21 protein-coding genes are annotated in these 20,905 nt (G+C 47.2%); 2 read left to right on the top strand and 19 right to left on the bottom strand.

All coding sequences use genetic code 11. The annotated features are described in order from the left end of the window. Positions 1 to 2: 2 nt before the first annotated feature. From ASF99_RS04890 to ASF99_RS04865, 6 genes are all read right to left on the bottom strand, one after another. Positions 3 to 818 (bottom strand): hypothetical protein, encoded by an 816-nt coding sequence (locus tag ASF99_RS04890; protein ID WP_055967278.1) that lies wholly within the window; start codon positions 816 to 818, stop codon positions 3 to 5. Continuing rightward, positions 815 to 1,492: an ATP-binding cassette domain-containing protein gene (locus ASF99_RS04885; RefSeq protein ID WP_055967275.1), complete on the bottom strand. Its 678-nt coding sequence runs from the start codon at positions 1,490 to 1,492 to the stop codon at positions 815 to 817. The genes ASF99_RS04890 and ASF99_RS04885 overlap by 4 nt, the downstream gene beginning before the upstream one ends. After that, complete coding sequence (locus tag ASF99_RS04880) at positions 1,485 to 1,865, bottom strand: GntR family transcriptional regulator (protein ID WP_055967272.1); 381 nt, start codon at positions 1,863 to 1,865, stop codon at positions 1,485 to 1,487. Before ASF99_RS04880 ends, ASF99_RS04885 begins: the two co-directional genes overlap by 8 nt. A 152-nt stretch (positions 1,866 to 2,017) precedes the next feature. Beyond that, a complete protein-coding gene (locus tag ASF99_RS04875; protein ID WP_029341324.1) occupies positions 2,018 to 2,206 on the bottom strand; it encodes a hypothetical protein in 189 nt (62 codons plus the stop codon). A gap of 13 nt (positions 2,207 to 2,219) precedes the next feature. Further along, a complete protein-coding gene (locus ASF99_RS04870) occupies positions 2,220 to 3,095 on the bottom strand; it encodes an SDR family oxidoreductase (RefSeq protein WP_055967268.1) in 876 nt (291 codons plus the stop codon). A gap of 87 nt (positions 3,096 to 3,182) precedes the next feature. After that, positions 3,183 to 3,644, bottom strand: a complete 462-nt coding sequence (locus ASF99_RS04865) for an NUDIX hydrolase (protein ID WP_055967265.1) — start codon at positions 3,642 to 3,644, stop codon at positions 3,183 to 3,185. A gap of 326 nt (positions 3,645 to 3,970) precedes the next feature. On the opposite strand from ASF99_RS04865, the gene ASF99_RS04860 reads away from it, so the two are divergent. Continuing rightward, positions 3,971 to 4,708 carry a peptidoglycan DD-metalloendopeptidase family protein gene (locus ASF99_RS04860; protein ID WP_055967262.1) on the top strand — a complete coding sequence of 246 codons (738 nt, stop codon included), beginning with the start codon at positions 3,971 to 3,973 and terminating at the stop codon, positions 4,706 to 4,708. A gap of 223 nt (positions 4,709 to 4,931) precedes the next feature. On the opposite strand, the gene ASF99_RS04855 is transcribed toward ASF99_RS04860, so the two are convergent. The 11 genes from ASF99_RS04855 to brnQ all read right to left on the bottom strand — a co-directional run bounded on the left by ASF99_RS04855 (position 4,932) and on the right by brnQ (position 17,651). Continuing rightward, positions 4,932 to 6,080 (bottom strand): FAD/NAD(P)-binding protein, encoded by a 1,149-nt coding sequence (locus ASF99_RS04855; RefSeq protein ID WP_055967259.1) that lies wholly within the window; start codon positions 6,078 to 6,080, stop codon positions 4,932 to 4,934. A gap of 147 nt (positions 6,081 to 6,227) precedes the next feature. Further along, complete coding sequence (locus tag ASF99_RS04850) at positions 6,228 to 7,340, bottom strand: glycerol dehydrogenase (protein ID WP_023467840.1); 1,113 nt, start codon at positions 7,338 to 7,340, stop codon at positions 6,228 to 6,230. A 94-nt stretch (positions 7,341 to 7,434) separates the two neighbouring features. Next, entirely contained in the window at positions 7,435 to 8,262 is an 828-nt protein-coding gene (locus ASF99_RS04845) for a sugar phosphate isomerase/epimerase family protein (RefSeq protein WP_055967256.1), read from the bottom strand. Continuing rightward, positions 8,210 to 9,208, bottom strand: a complete 999-nt coding sequence (locus ASF99_RS04840; protein ID WP_055967253.1) for a DUF6005 family protein — start codon at positions 9,206 to 9,208, stop codon at positions 8,210 to 8,212. Before ASF99_RS04840 ends, ASF99_RS04845 begins: the two co-directional genes overlap by 53 nt. Further along, positions 9,201 to 9,452, bottom strand: a complete 252-nt coding sequence (locus tag ASF99_RS04835; protein ID WP_023467837.1) for a phosphopantetheine-binding protein — start codon at positions 9,450 to 9,452, stop codon at positions 9,201 to 9,203. The genes ASF99_RS04840 and ASF99_RS04835 overlap by 8 nt, the downstream gene beginning before the upstream one ends. After that, positions 9,440 to 10,636, bottom strand: coding sequence for an AMP-binding protein (locus ASF99_RS04830; RefSeq protein ID WP_055967250.1), 1,197 nt, complete (start codon positions 10,634 to 10,636; stop codon positions 9,440 to 9,442). Before ASF99_RS04830 ends, ASF99_RS04835 begins: the two co-directional genes overlap by 13 nt. Continuing rightward, positions 10,623 to 12,248: an IucA/IucC family protein gene (locus ASF99_RS04825; protein WP_055967247.1), complete on the bottom strand. Its 1,626-nt coding sequence runs from the start codon at positions 12,246 to 12,248 to the stop codon at positions 10,623 to 10,625. Before ASF99_RS04825 ends, ASF99_RS04830 begins: the two co-directional genes overlap by 14 nt. Next, entirely contained in the window at positions 12,205 to 13,899 is a 1,695-nt protein-coding gene (locus ASF99_RS04820; protein WP_055967244.1) for an IucA/IucC family protein, read from the bottom strand. The genes ASF99_RS04825 and ASF99_RS04820 overlap by 44 nt, the downstream gene beginning before the upstream one ends. A 326-nt stretch (positions 13,900 to 14,225) precedes the next feature. Next, a complete protein-coding gene (locus ASF99_RS04815) occupies positions 14,226 to 15,704 on the bottom strand; it encodes an AraC family transcriptional regulator (RefSeq protein WP_055967240.1) in 1,479 nt (492 codons plus the stop codon). A 132-nt stretch (positions 15,705 to 15,836) separates the two neighbouring features. Next, positions 15,837 to 16,157, bottom strand: coding sequence for an antibiotic biosynthesis monooxygenase (locus tag ASF99_RS04810; RefSeq protein ID WP_023467832.1), 321 nt, complete (start codon positions 16,155 to 16,157; stop codon positions 15,837 to 15,839). A 153-nt stretch (positions 16,158 to 16,310) separates the two neighbouring features. After that, entirely contained in the window at positions 16,311 to 17,651 is a 1,341-nt protein-coding gene (gene brnQ, locus ASF99_RS04805; protein ID WP_035398051.1) for a branched-chain amino acid transport system II carrier protein, read from the bottom strand. 280 nt (positions 17,652 to 17,931) lie between these two features. On the opposite strand from brnQ, the gene ASF99_RS04800 reads away from it, so the two are divergent. Continuing rightward, complete coding sequence (locus tag ASF99_RS04800; protein WP_055967238.1) at positions 17,932 to 18,864, top strand: DUF2268 domain-containing protein; 933 nt, start codon at positions 17,932 to 17,934, stop codon at positions 18,862 to 18,864. Between the two features lie 58 nt (positions 18,865 to 18,922). Here the strand turns inward: ASF99_RS04800 and ASF99_RS04795 are convergent, their stop codons facing one another. Together ASF99_RS04795 and ASF99_RS04790 are read right to left on the bottom strand one after the other, a co-directional pair. Next, complete coding sequence (locus ASF99_RS04795; RefSeq protein WP_055967235.1) at positions 18,923 to 20,113, bottom strand: acetyl-CoA C-acetyltransferase; 1,191 nt, start codon at positions 20,111 to 20,113, stop codon at positions 18,923 to 18,925. 13 nt (positions 20,114 to 20,126) lie between these two features. Beyond that, the gene (locus ASF99_RS04790; protein ID WP_055967233.1) at positions 20,127 to 20,903 is read right to left on the bottom strand and encodes a 3-hydroxybutyrate dehydrogenase; all 777 of its coding nucleotides are present in this window, start codon (positions 20,901 to 20,903) and stop codon (positions 20,127 to 20,129) included. Positions 20,904 to 20,905 lie beyond the last annotated feature (2 nt).

The following is a 20,905-nucleotide window of genomic DNA, read 5'->3' as shown; positions in this document are numbered from 1 at the left end:
CCTCACACCGTGACTTTTTGTTGCAATAGTCGAAGACTTTTCCAAATGACATACATGAAGTACAGCAAGCTTATCCCAATAGTTAGAATTAACTCTTCTGTTTCAAGTAAAATATGAGTTTCATCTAAAAACGCTAATATACCAATCGTTAAAGCAACAGGAACAAAAATTTCAATTCCAATTCTGATAATGGCTTTTCCTTTACGGAATGATCTTTCAATTAGAATAAGTAAGAAAATAAAACTGACGATGAATAGTGAAATGGCGAGAATGATCCCTAAGTCGATCAGATTCATCGTATAAAAATCGTTCATCACGTTTCGGACTGGACTTAAGTCACTTTGATTTTGATATTCCGGCTGAATCAACCAATCAAACAGATAAAAACCTGATTGCAATACACACCACTGAATGCCAATAAAACTTACGATGATTAAAAAGACTGTCGTCAATTTTGAGAAGAAAATGCTTGCCCGATTTCCTGGAAGCATCAATAAACGATAAATATACTTTGTTTCTCCTAACCAATCTCGATACCAAATTTGAATCGCATAGATGACAACAATCGCCATTCCGATCAGAGTCATATAGCTAAAGAAAGAGGACGCCTCAGAGTATCCGAGTGTATCAATTTGTTTAAGTGCTTCTGTGACAGAAACTCGGTTAAATTCCATGAAATTCTCAACTTTCCGTGCGTGATACATGACTTGCGCAACGACCGACACCAGCTCAATTGCTACCATAGCAAGCACGACAATCATATAAAGCTTAAAACTCCGCTTAATCTCTTCGTTCGTCAATTGTATGTATTGTTTCATCGCTGATAGACCTCCCGCATCCGGTCCTGAACCGATTTCCCATACAGTTCTCGCATCTCTTCCGTCTCATGCTCATCGATGATTCGACCGTCCTGCAAGAAGACGACCCGGTCGATCAAGTGCTCGATTTCCTGAATTTCGTGTGTCGTCATCAGGATACCGCGTCCTTCCATGAAGTGACTCGAGAATAGTCCTGCAATCTGTTCTTTCGTAAACAGATCGATCCCAGCGAATGGTTCGTCGAGTAGTAAGTACGGACGATCGAGCGCAAAACCAAGAATCAAACTGACCTTCGCCTGGTTTCCTTTTGATAAGTCCGTAATTTTATCTGTCGATAACAGCTGGAAGATCCGCATCAGTTCATCCGCTGTCGCCTGGTTCCAGTCGGAGTAATAATCCGCCATATACGTCAGCGCATCACCGACCGTCATGTAGCCGGGCATCGTCTGGATATCCGGAACGAAGGCAATCTTGTTTCGATTGACCTCGCCATCGACGAGAACTGTTCCCGCGTTGACTGGGACGAGACCTGCGATTGCCTTCAGGATCGTCGATTTTCCTTCACCGTTCAAACCGATCAGACACGTCAGTTGATCCATCGGAACCGAGAACGATACTCCTTGAAGAACTGGTTTTTTTCCGTATTTCTTTTGTAAGCCATGGACTTCAAGCATCGATCTTCCTCCGTTCCGTTTCCTGATAGACCGTCTCGACCTTCGAGACGACCTCATCAAGTGGGATTTGAATTGCCTTGACGGCATCGATGAATTCAGAGACGGCTTCTTCCAGCATCTCGGCACGTACTTTTTGAACGACTTGTGAATCACGTGTAATCTTACTCGGGACATTCCGTTCTGTTGTAATCAATTGCTGCTCCTCCATCTCTTTGTATGCTTTTTGTGCGGTATTCGGATTGATTCCGAGCTGTGCGGCGATTTCGCGGCGGGACGGGATTTCTTGCCCGCTTTGCAATTCCTCAGTCGCGATTCGTTGTTTGAACCAACGGACGACCTGCAGGTACACCGGGCTTCTTTGGTCGAACTGCATCGGTAGACCTCCCTTTCCTGTTTAATGTATTAAAACAATAATACACTTCTCTTCTGTATCATACTCACCATACAGTTTGACTGTCAAGATAGTTTGTCTTCTTTATCACGAAAAAACCATCATCCAATTTTGGATGATGGTCACTTTACTCGTTAATAGGGATTCGGATCTTCCTGCGGTGTATCCGGAATCTCGGTTGGTTCTGGGAACGTATCCGGTTCCGGCTGACGGACCGGGTCTTCCTGTGGCGTATCTGGTACCTCACTCGGTGGTGTCTGCGGTATCTCGTCCGGTTGATGATCCGGTTCGCGTTCAGGCACTTCATTCGGATTCTTCTTCATCTTGATTTCCCCCTTAAGACGTGATGTAATCGCCGCCGTTGATATGAATCGTCTGACCCGTGACGTAACTCGAATCGCGAGAGGCGAGATAGACATAGGCCGCTGCATTTTCGGACGGTTGTCCCCGGCGTTTCATTAACGTATCTTCCCCATGCGCCTCGACTTTTTCCTTCGAGAATGTCGCTGGAATGAGCGGTGTCCAAATCGGACCTGGTGCGACGGCATTAACACGGATTCCCTTCTCAATCAAGCTCGAGGCAAGTGAACGTGTCAATGTCGTGATTGCCCCTTTCGTCGCTGAGTAATCGATCAACGTCGGTGCTCCACGATAAGCCGTCACCGATGAGGTATTAATGATCGTATCTTCTTTATGCAAATGTGGAAGCGCAGCCTGAATCAAATAAAACATCGAAAAGACATTCGTCTCGAACGTTTCCTTCAATTGATCTGGTGTAATCGCGAGGAAATCATCTTGCGGGAATTGTTTCCCGGCATTATTAACGAGAATGTTCAATTGTCCAAACTCTGCGATGACGGTATCGATGATTGGTTGTGCGTGTTCCGGTCGACTAATATCTTTCGCGATCTTTAATGCTTTGACGCCGTATGATTCGATGGTTGCCACAGTTTTTTCAGCGTCTTTCCCCTCATTTAAGTACACAATCGCGACGTTTGCCCCTTCTTTCGCATAAGCGACAGCGACGGCACGACCGATTCCACTGTCCCCGCCCGTGATCAGCGCGACCTTCCCTGTCAGTTTTCCTGAACCGACATAATCTGGATCATCGTAGATTGGTTCTGGTTTCATGGCGTACTCGACACCGGGTTGTTTTTCCTGCGTCTGCCCTTGTGCTTCTTGATGCATCACTTCGAACTGCTCTTCTCTCATGAACGATCAGCTCCCTTATCACTGTTGAATGAACTACATGATTATCCATTCCCTTGCAATACATCTATAAACGTTTTTCCAGAAAAGTCAGATGTCATTCGTCAATAGTGTCGGAAACATATTTGTTTGAAGCATTTTTGATAATTCGCCTGGATACAACGTATACTGATCCAGTTTGTCGAATGGAACGAAGCGATACGTCAACCCTTCGCTTTCTGGACCGTAAAAGTCTTCCGTCGAAAATGGCAGTGGCTCTCGGCAAACGACTTCATAAAACATCCCTAGCTCATGAAACTGGTGATCGGCGTACTCAAAGAAATTTTCATGGAGGAAACGGAAAACCGGTGGCTCAATCGACTGACCGAGTTCTTCAAATATCTCACGTTCGATCGCTTTGGCACCACTTTCACCGAACTGGACACGCCCTCCCGGTAATGACCAAAAATCATCTTCTCCTTGACGATGAATCAAAAGATGTCCATCTTGAATCAACAGCGCCACTGCGCGAATGTTAAGCTTTTTTTGATTTACTGTAAACGTCAAATCCATTCCATTACCTACTCTCTTCTTATTAGATTCCCATACTTTCTCATCATTTCCCACGATTCTATTTTGTAATCAAATTCATCTCGTTGTAACATAAATTCATCTTGATTTTAAAGGATTTTCGAATTGAATGGATACTCAATATTACAACAAATGTTATTAGAATATATTTTAGCAATCGAATTGAAACACAAAGGTCTGATGTTTGAATGCTATACTCTCGTTAGTCAAATGACCGCATCACTCACTTCAATACACACTAAACGCATCCACTTCTATAGATGTCATTCCGACGACAACACTAGATATTCAACTTAGGAGGAACATTCATGAAACGAACAATCACGACGTTAGCAATGAGCGCCCTCGTTGTTTCAGGTTTTGCAGCTACGGGTACAGGTAAAGTTGAAGCCTCTTCTGGCTCATCGTATAAAGTAAAAATTAAAGCAGACGGACTCCGCGTCCGGACTGGTCCATCATTGAAACACCGCATCGTCGACGGCGTCAATGCGGGTCAAACATTCAAGTACCTCGGTCAGACAGGGAACTGGACGAAAATCGTGCATAAAGGTGAAAAACGCTACGTCTATTCTGGTTACGTCAAGAAGTACAGTACTTCTAATAAATCAGCGAAAAAAGCTTCGTTCTCTTCATCGACTGGATTCATGCGTCCAACAAGCGGACCAATCACGCAAGGCTACGGGAATGCTAGCGGTAAGTACGGCTACACGTTCCATAACGGCATCGATTTCGGAGCACCGACTGGAGCACCCGTTAAAGCAGCCGCTGCCGGAAAAGTCATCAAATCATCATATCAGGGAGCTTATGGTAACCATGTCATGGTCGAACATAAAGTGAACGGTATTTCGTACACAACAGTGTATGCTCACCTTAGCAAACGTTCTGTCTTTGTCGGTCAATCAATCCCGAAAGGCGCGAACATCGGAGCTGTCGGTAGCACTGGTAACTCATTCGGATCTCACCTGCACTTCGAGATCCACCGTGGAAACTACACCTACAGCGGTTCGTCTGCAGCAAGCAGTGTCAACCCACTCGCTTTCCTATAAATACGTTTAAGGTACTCCGTCCGGGGTACCTTTTTGAATTCCATCTAATTTTACATTTTATCCAATTACACCCAAATGAGTCAACTTACTTTCATGATGATAGCAAGCGACTAGCGTTAAATCTTACTAGACTAATTCGTTGAATTGATAAGATTGTCTTTTTTTCATTAAAATCCCCGTAAACATGACTTCTCGTAATGTCTACGGGGATAGCGATATAGTGTTAGACGAGCATTTCTGTCTGTTTCGCTTCAATCGTCGAGGCGATCGCACGCGCTGCGGCTTGTCCTCCGTAAATCGAGCGAGCGAACGGACCAACCGTTAAGTCAGCGAGGCTACCTGTCGCAAATAGATTCTCTCCCCATTCAAAGGTTTCTTCATCTAGTAATGGTGTCCGGCAAGGAGATAATGGCAGCTTCAACTCTTGCTGTACCGCTTCAAGCCAAGATCCTTCGACGACCATCGGACGGATACCCGTTGCGCAAATAATCGATTCAGCGGTGAGAATACGACCATCTGTCAGCTTCACTCCGCTTCCGATTTCCTGCTCGACTTCACCGATCTCATGAGTGATGATTCCTTCTCGAATCAGATGACGAACACGTTGAATCAAGTCCTGTGTTGCCGTTCCGGGGCGACGCTCCTGTACGATCAACGCTCGTTTTTCACTAGCCGACAAGGACTTGAATGGTGTCAATCCTTTTGGTCCCATGAACTTCCGATCGGCATCGAACGCACTTTTTTCGAGCGGACGTCGTGAAAGAAGGGTCACCTGCCCGGGATAGCGCTCGGCACATTGAATCGTATGATGCAGAGCACTAATCCCACCTCCGATGATGACGACCGGTGGTGTATCGTGCTTTGATAAGAAAACGTGACGCGCCGATTTCGCCCATTCTGGCATGACGTGATGTTCCGATTGTCCGAGAGCGAGAACGACATGGTTTGCTCGTAACTCGCTTTCATCTGTCGAGACGATCCACGTTCCGCTCTCTCGTCTTAGTCCTGTGACTTCCCCTTGGACCCAACTCGCCTCCACTTCATTTTGCTTCGCCAATTGAAGGGCGTGGTCGTTGAATAATTCCAAGGATGGTCGCCCGTATGTATCCTTGAAGGCTTGATGTGTATAATCCTGTTCTTCCGCATGATGCCTGAGACTCGTCGGATTCGTCGAAGTGTGGTGCACCCGAGTTGAACGTAGGTAAGGCATGCCGATCCGTTCGGTTTGTTTCCGCCAGTTCATCAATGGTTGCCGATGACGGTCGATGATCCGTATCATCTCCCGATCGATTCCTTTTTCACGTAAGGCATTGAATACCGTCATTCCATGAATTCCTCCGCCAACAATCACCCATTCATATCGATCCGTCATCACAAAAACTCCTTTACCTGAATTAAATCGTAATCATTACGTTTTATAACGATAGCGTGTTTTTAAGAAGAATTCAAGCGTCATTCGACGAAAGCCCATAAAAAATCCGCTTTCTCTCAGTAGAGGAAGCGGATTTAAACACATCAATCAGGAAGAAGCATGTTTCGCTAGATACGCTTTCGAATAGCGGTCAGCTGCGATGATCGCATCCGCGACTTCGTCCGCCGTGACGTTGAAACCGCTGTGGATCGTCTCGCCTTCAGCAGTCGCTGCCTCGCCGACTTTGACGATGTCTTCACGCGACGCATCTTTTAGCTTGACGTCTTCGAGCGTCACCGGTAAACCAAGATCCGTGTAGAGCGCGATGTACCGCTCGATTTCTTCTTGTGGATGTTCTTCGAGCGCCAGTTGAACGAGTGTACCAAAGGCAACTTTCTCACCATGCGTTAAGTGGTGAATCTCACCGTCAAGGGCTGTGAATCCGTTATGGATCGCATGCGCTGCAGCTAATCCACCACTCTCGAAGCCGAGTCCACTTAAGAGCGTATTTGCCTCGACGACGGCTTCGAGTGCCGGCGTGACGACTTGCGCCTGAACGGATTCATACGCCAAGCGACCATGCTCGAACAAGACTTCCTCACACCGTTTGGCGATCGCTTGTGCCGCAATCGTTGGACGCCCTCCTGCCATCGTCTGTCCACCAAAAGCGACGACACTCCGGACCTCGACCCACGTCGCGAGCGCATCGGCAATTCCGGACGCGAAGAAACGCGCTGGTGCTTGGGCGATCAATTTCGTATCGACGAGAACGAGATCGGGATTCTTCTTATAGAAGCGATAACTTTCAAAAATCCCTTCGTCAGAATAGATGACCGAGAGGGCACTCGTCGGGGCATCGGTCGAAGCAAGCGTCGGAACGATGACGACGGACACGTTCAGCTCATCCGAGACGGCTTTTGCCGTATCGAGCGTCTTTCCGCCTCCCACACCCATGACGAACCGGACATCTGCCGCTTGTGCTTGCTCAGCGATTCGTTTCACTTCATGCCGTGAGGCTTCACCACTGAAGTCCGCTTTCTCGATGCCGACGTTTTCGCCGGACAACGAATGCTCAACACGTTCCTTGACGATTTTCCAGACGACATCATCCGCGATGACGAGCGCTTTTTCACCGAACGGGCTCACATATGTACCGAGCCGGTCAATGACATCCTTTCCTTGGACATACTTTGAGGGACTAATGAAGACACGTTCTGACATGTTTCAACATCCTTTCTGTAAGTGACACGATGGTCAATGACATACAGTAGAGGAATTGCCTTTTCTGCTGACGTTTAAACCCCATCGATTCGAATCATTTTGACAAAACGGGTACTCTTTCAAGTGCTTGAACAATAAGAAGTCGATCACTTTTTAAACGCTTGTCTGGATCAGGACCGAACCATTCGAGACTTGCTGTCAAGTGATCGAGATGACCTGAAACGTCTTCAAAGAACTGGTGATAATCGACGATGCCTTCGAACAATGGAACCATCCCTTCCCGCGATCCGCTTGCCGCATAGACATTTGTTGGTTCAAAGACTGAAAATTGATCAACATTCGCCACTGTTTTTAAATGTAGGTGATCCACATACGATGCGAGTCTGAAGTATGCTTCGACGGGATCTGCCTTTGATTCGATGACGTGTAAGACGTCAAAGTTGATCCGACATGCCGGGTGGTTGATCGCTTGTAGTAAACGTATCGTTGCCTCTACCGTATCTGTTGCAGTATTCGGATGAAATTCAAGTAATAATCGCTGTCCTGCAGAATCAAGGACACGGCAAATCCCCTTCAACCGATAAACGAGTTGATCCCATTTGGCATCGGATAAGGTATGGCTCGCCTCATTCCCCGCAAAGATGCGGATGCGCTGCGTTCCGATTCGTGTCGCTAATCGCGAGAGTCGTTTCGTCTCCGCAAGTAGTTTTGACATCGGTGCGTTTAAATTTAAATAATGACTCAACATACTGACGTTCAGATGGGACGACTTCAGCCGATCGACTTCTTCCGTTCTTAAATGTTCAGCATGAACTCCCCAAATATCAATGGCGTCAAAGTGTTCTTCTGAAGCAAAATCGATCAAATCATTAAATGAACGCAGATGATGCCGATAGCTGATCGTACAGAGTGCGAGTTTCATGTTCAATTCCCTCCTGTCGTTGATACGCATGGAACGTGTCGACGAGTTGCCGTTTGATTGCACTCTCCCGTGCCCATTGTTCTTCGATCAATCGTTCGATTTCTAAGTACACTTCCGGTTGGCGCGTTACAGCGTATTTGACAGCCCGATGCTGGATGACAGAGTATTGATTGACTAATGTTTCAACCTCATCCGTCCATTCTTCAAAATCAGATGTCTGCAAGTCGCGTCCGATCGCCTCATATAAATAAGCAAATGCATGCTCATAGGCATATTTTCGAATGGCAATGACAGGTAACTGCTTTAAGGCATTCGGTAATCCCTCAGGTTGTTCACGATAGTGATGCACAACACGTTTGACTGCCTCAGTCAATGGATGTTGTACTTTTATACAACTCATGAAATACGCACTTACCGTCGTCGCATTCGGTATTCGAACATCCGTGCTTCGAAACGCAAACCCACCAGCGACAGCACGATGGCGTACTGCTGCAAGAATACGTTCTCTTTCTAGTTCACCTTCATACCGGAAATCAGGATCAAGCATATGCCATATTTCCGGATCTTCTGTCGCCTCTAACATGACGTAGTGGGGAAACACATCATGGTGAAATTTATTTTCGCGCTCAGGTAGACTAGCTAAATCCAACATGACGATCACTGACTCGTCCATATTTTTCTGTTCAATCCGTTGAATCAGCTGAGTGATGTTTTCTTCTTTTGATTGTTTGTGATCGTACCATTCTTCGACTGGGATTCCGTAAAGACGTTCATACCAAACAAGCATCTCCTGATGGTTGATTGTTTCATCATGATGCGAGAGGACATAATCGGCTGACAAGGAAAACGAAGAATCCCACACGCCAAAGTAATAGGGACGATGGTCCGCGTCCGATCGTTTGATCGTCTCGCAGACGCAACTGACGAGACAGTGTACTTTAATCATGAATGACCTCCTGTAAAACAGACATCAACTCTTCTACTCGCATTTTGGGAAGGGCTGACATGTGCTCATCGGGAATCACTAATCCGTGTTCCAATTCAAGGTGAAGCAACAGATGAATCAAGCGCATCGAATCCAGTCCTAGATCATCTCGTAGAGAGTCTGTTGTCGAAATAGCGACAGATGATGACCATTCGAGCTGTTCGGTCAGTATATCTTCGAATTGCGCAATCGTTAAACGGGACATGTTTGTTCCCCCAATCGTTTTCTACTCACTTTCCCATTCGCAGATAGCTCAATTTGCTCAACGAGTTGCCACTCCGTCGGTCGTTGATGAGGTGCGAGATGCTTCTTGCAATGTTGTTTTAGTTCTTCCTCCGATGCCGTCGTCACGAGTTGAGCGCAGACGCGCTCTCCTTGGAACGCATCCATTCGTTTAAAGACGACGACAGCCTCGACGGTCGGTAGCTGATACAAGACATCTTCGACTTCCCCGGGATAGACAGATAAGCCAGACACATTGATCATCTCATCGAGTCGGCTAAGAAAGTGCAGCCCGTCTTCAACGTACATTAAATCCTTCGTACCAATCCGTATGCCTTGTTGCGAAACGACTAATTCTGCTGGTTTTTCCTTCGTTCCAGTTTCAATCTCAAGATGCTCTAGTGGAAAGCCGATCGCTTGCGGACTCGGCGGATTTGGATGAAGTGCGATACAGCCGATTTCTGAACAGCCATATTGTTGAAGCAAATGATGTGTCTTACGTTCAATCGAACGGAACCACTTTTCTGGTAATGTCATCCCGGAAATCATCACTGCGTGAACGGATTCCGGGAACAAACTCATCGCATACGCCAGTCCCGGTGCCGTATAGATGATCGCGTCCGGATGCAAACGATGGATTGCTAGCACATGACGTGGTGAGAAATCTTGTAAGATGACTGGTGTTGCTCCACGTCTTAAAGTCGCGAACACTCCACACAGTAATCCGAATGAGTGCGACGTCGGACAAGCAACGATCGTCGCTTTCGTCGTCAGCGGAAAACTATTCGTATAGGCATTCAGTTCCGTCTCGATCGACTCCCATGTCCGGTGAATGATTTTCGGTTGCCCCGTCGTACCGGAACTGAATTGAATCAATCCACCCGCACGTTTTTCCGCTTCCGGAAGCGGAACGATGGTCTCTTGATAAATCAAATAGTCACATCCGGCTTGTATCGCTAGACGCTCAGCACCGGAAACAGGCGTATCCGGATGAATGGGAAGGATTGTTCCATTCATACGTCGCATCGCAAGACAGAGGGCTAACCATGCTTTTGTATCTGACGTACAGATGGCTACGTTCTTCCCTTCCGTTATGAACGATTGCTTCACCAGTTCGTGTGTCGTCAATTCTTCTGCTGTCACCCATTCTTTCTCAATCCATAGCATGATCGTCTTCCTCTCCTCGTTGAACTAGTGAATTTTTTACATCGATTTGATTCGTCAAACCAAACCGTGGTGCCAGTAAGGCTTCTGCCGTTACTCTTTGTTCGTACCATCCGATTCGTTCTAGTCGGTCTCGATCAATCGGCAACCCCTCGATCGTCTGATGCATCCAATCAAAGAATGTCGCTTCACTCAAGTTCTCCGTCAGTCCAAGTTGATACGCTAGTTCCGTCAAATGATAGACGAATAATGTATCGTACAGCAGCTCGCGTAAGGCAAGCGGGTGTGACATTTCATAATAGGTATTGAGCGGTGCATCAAAATCAGGATGTAGCCTCTTAAAATCGGGTACATCCGATGGATCGTCGAGTAACTCGGTGACGAACTCGACGCTATCATGAAAATCGCGGAGAATGATCCGTTCCGGCCATCCGTCCCGTAAGACAAGTAACGTATTTTGGGCGTGAGCTTCCATACCGATGCCTTTTTCAATCACGAGTCGGATGACTGGTTCGAGATAGACGACGAAGAATCGACGAAGCCACCGTTCATGACCATATCGTTCCAACCACGGTCCTAAAAAATGTCGTCCATCCACCTCGATTTGAGCAAGTGCCGTCAAAGGTATGACTTGCTCGTCCGGTTGAGCATACGTCAAGACGTTTTCACGAAAGACACAGCCGACCCGACCCGCAAGTGGACCGCTTGAGCCGACGCATGAAGCAAATTCAGATAACAGCGTCACCGGCAATTCACTCGCCTGTTTTTTCAACCAATCCGATACTGCAGGAGCTGCCACGACATTCGGCACGGAAAAAGTCCGAACGGCTGACGTTTGCTTCAAGTCGAGCGGCAATTTGATATGCGGTAGTTCGGGCTGACCTGGGCAAAAAACGGTTCGAATCGACTGCGTCGCTTGCACGAATACCCCGCCTTCGCCTAAGTCGACACCTCCGACTTGTGCCACCTCCTGCTTGATACGTAACCATTGCCATGGGTGGACAGGAAGAATCTGATAATCGATTTGGTTGAAATCTTCCAGTTTGACTAAAAACATATGTAGAAGCGGTTCTCCAAGAATCAGTGGAATAGGTAGGATTCCACTCCCTTGAACGAGCGTAGAAGGTAAGGCAATCCAATGTAACTGGAAGCGATTGCCCGCTTCAGGTCCGTATGCCTCGTGATCAGCTCGCGAAAAACCAATCCTTGATTTATAACAAGGATGATAGGGATGCCCTTCGATGATGGTCTGCTCCAACTCTTCATAATCTAAGCCTGCTCGATGGATTCGTAGACGATGTCGCTGCGACGAGTCATCGAAATCATGTGTACGTCGCAACTCTTCCTGAAAGTCGTCCGGGATCGGCAACTGCGTCAAGAGATGCTCAAACCAGTCGTTGACGCCAGATGACTTCGATGAGCGTAACGTCGTGATGTCGAGCCGGATTCGGTCGAAAGGACCGCGTTTTCCTTCGACTGTCACTTCACTATCTTTTATGTGGAATGTAAAACGATTCTTCATTCCGACAATCATTTCAGTAAAAGGAAGAATCCGCTCGAATAACAAACTCTCAAGAAGTTGTTTGCAGATGCGTGTTTTGCTGTCGTAAAGCATAGTTGCCCTCCCGTAACGGATTATCCAAGTCGATGAAACAAACCCGTTCCCCCTCGACTTCAAGTTCATCGAGTCCTTGTAGGCGTGTTAGTAAATTCGCCTTGTATGGAAGTGTCGGCGATTCTAACAACATCAAAAGCCAAGCTCTGCCTCGCCCTTCTAGACTTTTAACTCGTACTTGACACCATTCGTGCAGTAACGCGATAGCAACTTCTTCCTTTAATAATGTGTCTGCTGCCAATCGGTCGATGATACTCGCTAGATGGTTCCAAATCATGTAGTACGTCAAACGCTCAGCAATGACTTCTTCTGGGTAGAACAACGTCGTATGCTTCAGTTCCGGTTCCAGCAGGGTAAAGGAATCTCGATTCGTGTCTGCTAAGTAATAGCCTTGATTATCCCGGACGTGATATCGAACCGGCCATCCGTCTTCGAATGTGATGAGACTATTTTGCTGATGCGCCTCGAGTCCGATTCCTTGTTCCTCATACAGTGTAACGATTGCTCCTAACGTCAACTCCAGGTACTGTTTCCACCACCGAGTGACATGTTTCGATGCGATTGATCCCGACTGCCGGATGAGCCGCAGCAGGAGCGATTCTGAATTCGGTAATGCCGGTTGGACGAGTGCCGCAACATTTACCGCGTGGGGTGCTGGCTCTCGCAAAATGACTTCGAATCCGGTCTCTTCTTTAGTCCGGATCGCTAAATATGCAGGATCGTGAATAAGGTCAAACGTATCAGGCAGAGACAGATGACAAAACAAGCGATACATCAAATAACCAGCCTCTAATTCGTGTCGCTTGTTGACGCGTCTTGAGTTCGTCACTTGGACAGGGATGGATAACTTCAACATATGACTTCGGTCGAGTGCTTCGACGGTCCGGATCGACGAAGTTGCGTTATAGAGTGGTCCAGATGCGCCGTGATAACGGATAATATCTTGCTCAAACCATTGCTCGACTGTCGGCTGACGCAACAAATACTCTGCTTGAAGTGGATGAATCGGAACGAGTCGCTCTTGCGCTGTCACTTGAATCGAATCACCCAGTTGGTTTTCCATCAGCTGACTGATTGTCTCGTAGCTACCTGAACGTTCTTCGAGCAATGTCTCATGTACTGTAAAATAGTGAAGTTGAAACGGTTGACGGAATTCAGGCGCATACGCCTTTTGTTGCCAGTCGGTCATACCGACTCTACTTTTCGGGGTCGGATGGAACCAATGACCACACCACAAGCGTTGTTCATAATCGATGAACGTCTCTTGCTCTTGTGCGTTCAGCTGTTCCTCTAAAATCAATTGCACTGTCCGGTGACTGTCAAGAACGCGAAAGAGTAAGTCCGTTTGATTCGGGTCTTTTTGTTGAAGCTTGATGCAACAGGTGATGATACAGGACATGGCTGAAACTTCCCGCCATCCGCTTTTTGTCTCTTCACGAATCATTCCAATCTCGTGGCGTCCGATGATGGAACGACGTTTGATTTCGATGAGATACGGCTTCATCCAATAAAAAGAGGATGTCTCGGATGCATCAAACGGTCTCTCGTTGACCCATTCGCCCGGGTTCACTTCTCTGATGTAGCTGTTCATGAACGATTGAAGCGTCACCTCGGTCGCTAATCGCTCGATTTGTTCTTCGCATGTTCGCACGCTCTGTTCCTCCCCTTATTGAAAATCATTCTCATTCCACATCAATAGAAAAACGGGTTTCCCCGTTTTTGATGGTGCGTATACACACTTATTTTAAGTAAAACGTTTTCAAGTTCCTTCAATCCGTTTTCACAATCGATTAAATGCAGAAGTCACATATCGTCGTGAGATTTAACACCAATCAAACAAACGATCCTCCCTAATTTTCGTACGACAAGGCGACGACTTTTTAGGTTCATTTGTCAGTCTTCTCTGCCTCATCGTGAACTCCGTCTGTAATGATAATCATTATCAATGATGAGTGACATGGATTTTCTTTTCATTCTTCATGGACAAACAAAACAGTTACTATCGCTGATATATGTATGCAATTGACGTAACATATGCATTCTCCCAAGTGGTCCCCACGGATCCCAATCGACACTGTCTGGGTAAAATATACGCTCCGACCTAACGGCACGAAGCGTTTGCCACACCCTCGTTCCTCGAATTCGTTCCACATCTGCAGGTTGACTCCACAGTATGAACAGACCATCCGGATCCAACTGCTGTAATGTTTCTAGGCTGATTGTCATGTAGACGGTGTGCGGGAGTCCTTCCACGGGCTGTAAACCGATTTCACTGAACAGAAAATCTAACATCGTATGCCCTGTTCGTCCGTACAGTCGGACTTCTGAGTCTCTGATCCAAATAACTGCCCATGTCACATTCCGATTGAATTCGAACTGTTGCTTCACAATTGTTTCAAGCGTTTCGACTTCGTTGATGATGTCAGTCGTTCGCTCAAGCGTATCGGTTGCCCTAGCAACAGCATACAAGTAATCCTTCCAACAAGTTTGTTTCGAAATATCGATGAACGGACAAGACGTCAACATAGGTGGTGATTCACCTCGTATCGGTGTCCGTAAAACGAGATCGAGATTTGATGTCTCAAACCATTCCGGTAAAATCGTTGCTGACGCGTCGTATAGTTGCGTACCTTCGAGTTCACTTAAATAGTCTGGCACACCGTTCGAACGATATTGTGTCGGAAAAGACGGTGCGATGACAGGTTGAATGCCAAGTGCCAATAAGTGATCTTGCAACAACGCTTGACTCCAGATTCCGACCCGTGGAAACAACCGTTTCCGGTACTGACTTGGTGATAGTCCCTCACGTTTTTTAAAGAGACGGCTGAAATAAAATTCATCATTGATTGATACACGTTCTGCGATCTCAGCAATCGTCCAATCTGGATGTGCAATCATCCACTCCTTCGCCCGTTGCATCCGCAATTGATGAATCAGTTCCTTTGGTGATTGATCGTAGTGCTTTTTGAATTGGCGGGAAAACGTCGGCAGTGACATGTTTAACTCACTTGCCAAGTCACTGACTGTTCTTGATTTTCCGAGTTCTTTTAACCACTGGGACGTCACTTCCTCAAACGTCTGCTCATGACGACGTTCACTTAATTGCTCCAGTAGTTGATACAGATAGCGATGTTGTCTAAGAGAACCGGTCATTGTGTTTGGACATCCGCGCATTCGTTCTAAACACTCCACTAGTTCATTCGTTGGTTGACGGTAGACTAGAAATGGCGTCAGTTCAACCTCTAACTGATACAAGAGACAATGTCCCTCCTGGACGATGAATCGTTCACCTGATTTCATGATGAAACAGGCTTCGCCCGATTCTAGACGTTTCCTTTCCGTGTAGGTAATGCCAACGCCTTGTATGACGACAATCAAACCCGGACGTATCGCTAATTGTCCTCCTGTCTGTAAAGCGTGTTTCCTCACTCGAAATGCATGCAGTGCTTCTGTCATTTTCAACTCACTCCTAAAAAACATATACCATCTGACGCTTTTCCGTATCCGTTCAATCTTGATCAATATGTAAGGGAATCTTCGAGATGCTTTTCTTTCACTTGCCTACGTGATTGTTTATTGTTGTGTCGATCATGTATCTGCTGTCTTAAATCCAATCACATCATAGTAATGTTGCTGACCGTCAAGAATGAAGGAGGGACCTGGTTGCCCCCTTCTTTCTCGGTGACCGGCAAGGTGTACCTCACTCGTTTCCCACGCTTTCCAGTCTTGTTCCGAATCCCAGCGGATCAGGACAAGAACTTCTTCTTCCTCTTTTGTACGCTTCTTATGTAAGACACTTAAATCGAGGAACCCTGGTTGTTGCTCGATGATTCCCTTTCCTGAAAAACGCTCGATCATTTCAACAGCACTTCCTTTTTTGACTTTAAATGTTTTTAATTGGATGAACATCACCTATCACTCCTTCTAATTGATAATGAATATCATTTGCATTAACACTATAGCATTATTCCTCCGGTTTTTGTCAACAACTGTTGTTAGAATACGTTTCATCGTTACAAAAAAATCCCTTCACCCAGTGTAATCTGAGTGAAGGGATTTAATTTAAGCCACACGCGACGACGATTGTGTCTCCGCTGTTTTCTTACCGACGACTGCTCCGATCACTCCACCAATGATGGCTGGTACGACCCATCCGAGACTGACGGAAGCAAACGGTAATACCGCGTCGAACACGTTCGTGACAGCTGAGACGTTAATCCCTGCTGTCTTCAATCCATCAAACAAACTGACGACGAATGTCATCCAAAGCGCCCCTTGATAGACGGCTGGTTTACCTTTAAAGAGTGGATGCAAGAATGTCAGGAAGATGAGACAGATTGCCAGTGGATAAAGTGTCATCAAGACTGGTTTTGAGACGGCGAGCAATTGATTCAGACCGATGTTCGCGACGAGTGCGCTGAAGACCGATAGACCAATCGTCCATTTGACGTACGAGATTTTTGGCACGAGTGCCGAGAAGAACGACGCACAGGCCGTGATCAAGCCGACGCTTGTCGTCATACAGGCGACCGTGATCATCAGACCGAGTAAAATCGCACCGTATTCACCGAAGTAATAATCGGACACAGCAGACAAGATTTCTGCTCCGTTCGCCAGTTGTCCGATTTCCGAGACACTTGAAGCACCCATGAAGGCAAGTGCCGAATACGTGATTGCTAGCAAAGCCGCTGCGATCAATGACGCTTTCGTACAAATCAACAGCAACTGTCGCTTCGATGTGACACCTTTTTCCTTGATCGCTGCGATGATGATGATCCCGAAGACGAAGGCACCGAGTGCATCGAGTGTCATATATCCTTCCTGGAAACCGTTAAAGAAGGCATTCGACTGATATGTCTTCAAAGGATTCTGAAAACTTCCGATCGGATGCAGGACAGCAACGACGATCAACAGACCGATGAACGTGATCTTAATCGGTGTCAGTACTTTCCCGACGACATCGACGATTTTCGTCGGATTCAATGATAAGAGACAAGCAACCGTGTAGAACAAGACCGTAAAGATGAGCAGCGGCCAGTGGCTCGTCGATTCACTGAAGAACGGCTTGATGCCGATCTCATACGAGACCGTTCCGGCACGAGGAATCGCGAAGAAGGGACCGATCGCAAGATACAGAATGACCGAGAACCCGATTCCAAACGCAGGATGAACGCGTGACGCCATCGCTTGTAAATCGCGTTCCCCTGAAAACGCGAATGCGAGAATCGCAAGCAATGGTAGACCGACACCGGTGACGAGGAATCCGGCATTGGCGACCCAGACATGCTCCCCTGCGAGCTGTCCGAGCATCGGCGGAAAGATGAGATTTCCTGCCCCGAAGAATAAGGCGAAGAGCATCATGCCGATGACGATGATAAATGATGTTGGAACAGTTTTAGACATAATAAACCCCCACTGATGATGATCGACTTCATCTCGCTCCCTAAGCAGATGAAGTACTTCGTTCGAAAGGATACCATACGTTTAAGAGCTCGTGCTAGGAGTTTATCTGGAGAATATTCTGAAAATTGCGCAGAAAGTTTGGTGGAGCTATGGTCTATAGAATTTGTTACGTCTGTGCGTCGAAGCATGAAACCGGATTCATAAGTTCATATGACGTAGTAGGATTAAAAGGCTTCGTGAAGAAAGTAAATATATGGATAATCAAACAGGAGGTTTTTCTATGAAATCTATCTATCTTCTTAGCGCCACCCTTTTACTTGCCAGTTGTTCCCCCGCTGCCGAAAAACCGAAGACGTATGACATCTCATTTACGCATGAGAAACAAGAGATTCAAATCGTTCCTTTGTACAAGGCGTATGACGATTACATTCAAGCGGCTTCGAAACATCCAGAGGACAATGAGGCACTATTTAAAAAATATGTATTGGGCGCTAAAAATAGCGTCATCAAAAAAGAACAGCTCCAAGCGATGCCCGTTCCTAGCCTTTACGAACAGCCATCGGAAAACAGCAAGGACTTAAAGCACATGAATACATATTTGAAAAAACACCATCAGCGCATCATGAAACAGATCAAGTCCAGTCTCCTGACTTCGATGAAACAACTTCCACGAGATGAAAAGCTCGTCGTCTTCGTCTCCCCGACGACACCAATCGAGCATGATGATGCCAAACATTATGGTGGTGTCAGCGGTGTCGCGCAAGGAAACAATTCAATGAGTCTGTTCTTCTTGAAGGATTTTTCAGAAACATCATTACGCAACACAACGGCGCATGAGTACCATCATACCGTAGCCCTCGATGAACCGAATCGTGCGACGATGCTCGATTACATCATCCTCGAAGGAAAAGCGGAATTCTTTGCCCACAAGCTTTATCCTGTGGAATCATCGGAAGCGATCGCCCCTCTACTTGACCATACTTTAGAGCATGTGATTTCGGAGCTGAATGCGGAACGATTGACGACGGATGATCTGTTCTTAGGAAATTACGAAAAACAAATTCCATCGTTCGTAAAATACAGACTCGGTTACATGATCGTCTCCGACTTCGTGAAGCAACATCCCGAGATTTCCTTGAAGGAATGGTCACGGATGTCCTCCGTGCAAATTCTCGAAAAAAGCAGTTACAAAGACATGTTAACGATTCGCTAAAATCAATAAAGCACGAGACAACGGGAGCAAACATCTCCTTCGTCTCGTGCTTTATTAGTTAACCTTCGTATTTTTTGACGATCGTCGCTACCCCTTGACCGCCCCCGACGCATAACGTCGCAAGACCATGTGTCTCACCCGTCCGCTCGAGTTCATGGATCAACGTAACGAGAATCCGCGCCCCACTCGCACCGATCGGATGACCGAGCGCGATTGCACCGCCATTTCGGTTGAGCTTCTCATGCGGGAACTGTAGCTCCGCATCGACCGCGAGAGATTGTGCCGCGAACGCTTCGTTCGCTTCGATGACATCAATCTCCTCAAGCGTCAGTCCCGCTTTATCGAGTGCCTTTTGGACCGCTTGGACGGGACCGATTCCCATGATGCTCGGGTCGACACCGGACGTTCCGTTCGCGACGATCTCAACGAGTGGTGTCACGCCGAGTTCTTGTGCCTTTGTCACGGACATGATGACGAGCGCCGCAGCTCCGTCATTGATGCCAGATGCATTGCCTGCCGTGACCGTTCCGTCCTTCTTGAATGACGGGCGCAAACGACTGAGTGTTTCGACAGATGTTCCGGCACGCGGAAACTCATCTTGATCAAAACGGATCGGGTCGCCTTTTCGTTGTGGAATCAACACTGGCGTGATTTCCGAAACGAACCGTTCTTCTGCTAATGCCGTCTGCGCTTTTTGCTGACTCGTCGCCGCGAACTGGTCCTGGGCTTCGCGGGAGAGTTCGTAGATGTCGGCTAAATTCTCCGCCGTGATTCCCATGTGATAGTCATTAAACGCACACTCAAGTCCATCCTGGATGATCGTATCGACGAGCGGTTGGTCACCCATCTTCAGCCCAGACCGCGCGCCCGATAGGACATACGGCGCTTGGCTCATGTTCTCCATCCCACCGGCAACGATGACATCGGCTTCACCCGACTTGATCGCCTGATACGCGAGATGGACGGCTGAGAGACCGGATCCGCAGACCTTGTTAACGGTCATCGCTGGACATGTCTCCGGTAATCCGGCAGCGAGTGCCGCTTGCCGTGCTGGATTTTGACCAAGTCCTGCTGAGAGGACGTTACCGAAAAAGACTTCATCGACGTGATTCCCAGCGACACCTGCTTTTTCAAGTGCTGCACGGATGACTGTCGCTCCGAGTTCCGTTGCTTTGACGTCCTTCAAACTCCCATTGAAATTTCCGATCGCCGTGCGCGTCGCACTTACGATGACGACTGCTTCACTCATCTGCTCCATCTCCTTATTGAATCGTATATCCTCCATCGAGTACGTTCGCTTGTCCTGTGATGCCTTTTGCTTTGCGGCTCGCAAGGAACAATGCATAATCCGCGATTTCCTCGACGGCGAGCAACCGTTTTTGTGGAACGAGCGGATAGATGACTTCCTCAAGTACCTTCTCAAGTTCGACGTGACGCGTCTTCGCCAAGTCTTCCATTTGATTTCGGACGAGCGGTGTATCGACATACCCCGGGCAAATCGCGTTAACGGTGATCCCGTGTTCTGCTCCTTCAAGGGCTGCGACCTTCGTCAGACCGAGCAATCCATGCTTCGCCGAGTTATACGCCGCTTTCCCAGCAAAACCGATTAAACCATTGATCGATGCCATGTTAAGAATCCGTCCGTAGCCTTGTTCCTTCATGATCGGAAAGGCATGTTTGATAGCGATGAACGGCGCCGTCAACATGATCTTGATCATCAATTCGAATTTCTCAGTCGGAAACTCTTCAATTGGTGAGACGTGTTGAAGACCCGCGTTATTGATCAAGACGTCGAGTCGACCAAACTGTTCGACCGTCTGCTTCAAGACGACTTCGACCTGTGCTTCATCAGTGACGTTGAGCGTCATGCCGACCGCTTCATGACCAGCTGCGCGAATCGCTGCCGCCGCCTCTTCTGCTGCTTCTGCGCGAACGTCCGTTACGACGACCTTCGCTCCTGCCACAGCAAACGCCTTTGAGATTTCAAGACCGATGCCGCTTCCTGCACCTGTGACGAGTACGATATCTCCTTGAACCATCT

It is taken from the genome of Exiguobacterium sp. Leaf187, from assembly GCF_001423925.1.
GTDB classification, from domain to species: Bacteria; Bacillota; Bacilli; order Exiguobacteriales; family Exiguobacteriaceae; genus Exiguobacterium_A; species Exiguobacterium_A indicum.
Note: the sequence above shows the minus strand (reverse complement) of the source record. Positions and strands in the feature narration are given on the sequence as shown.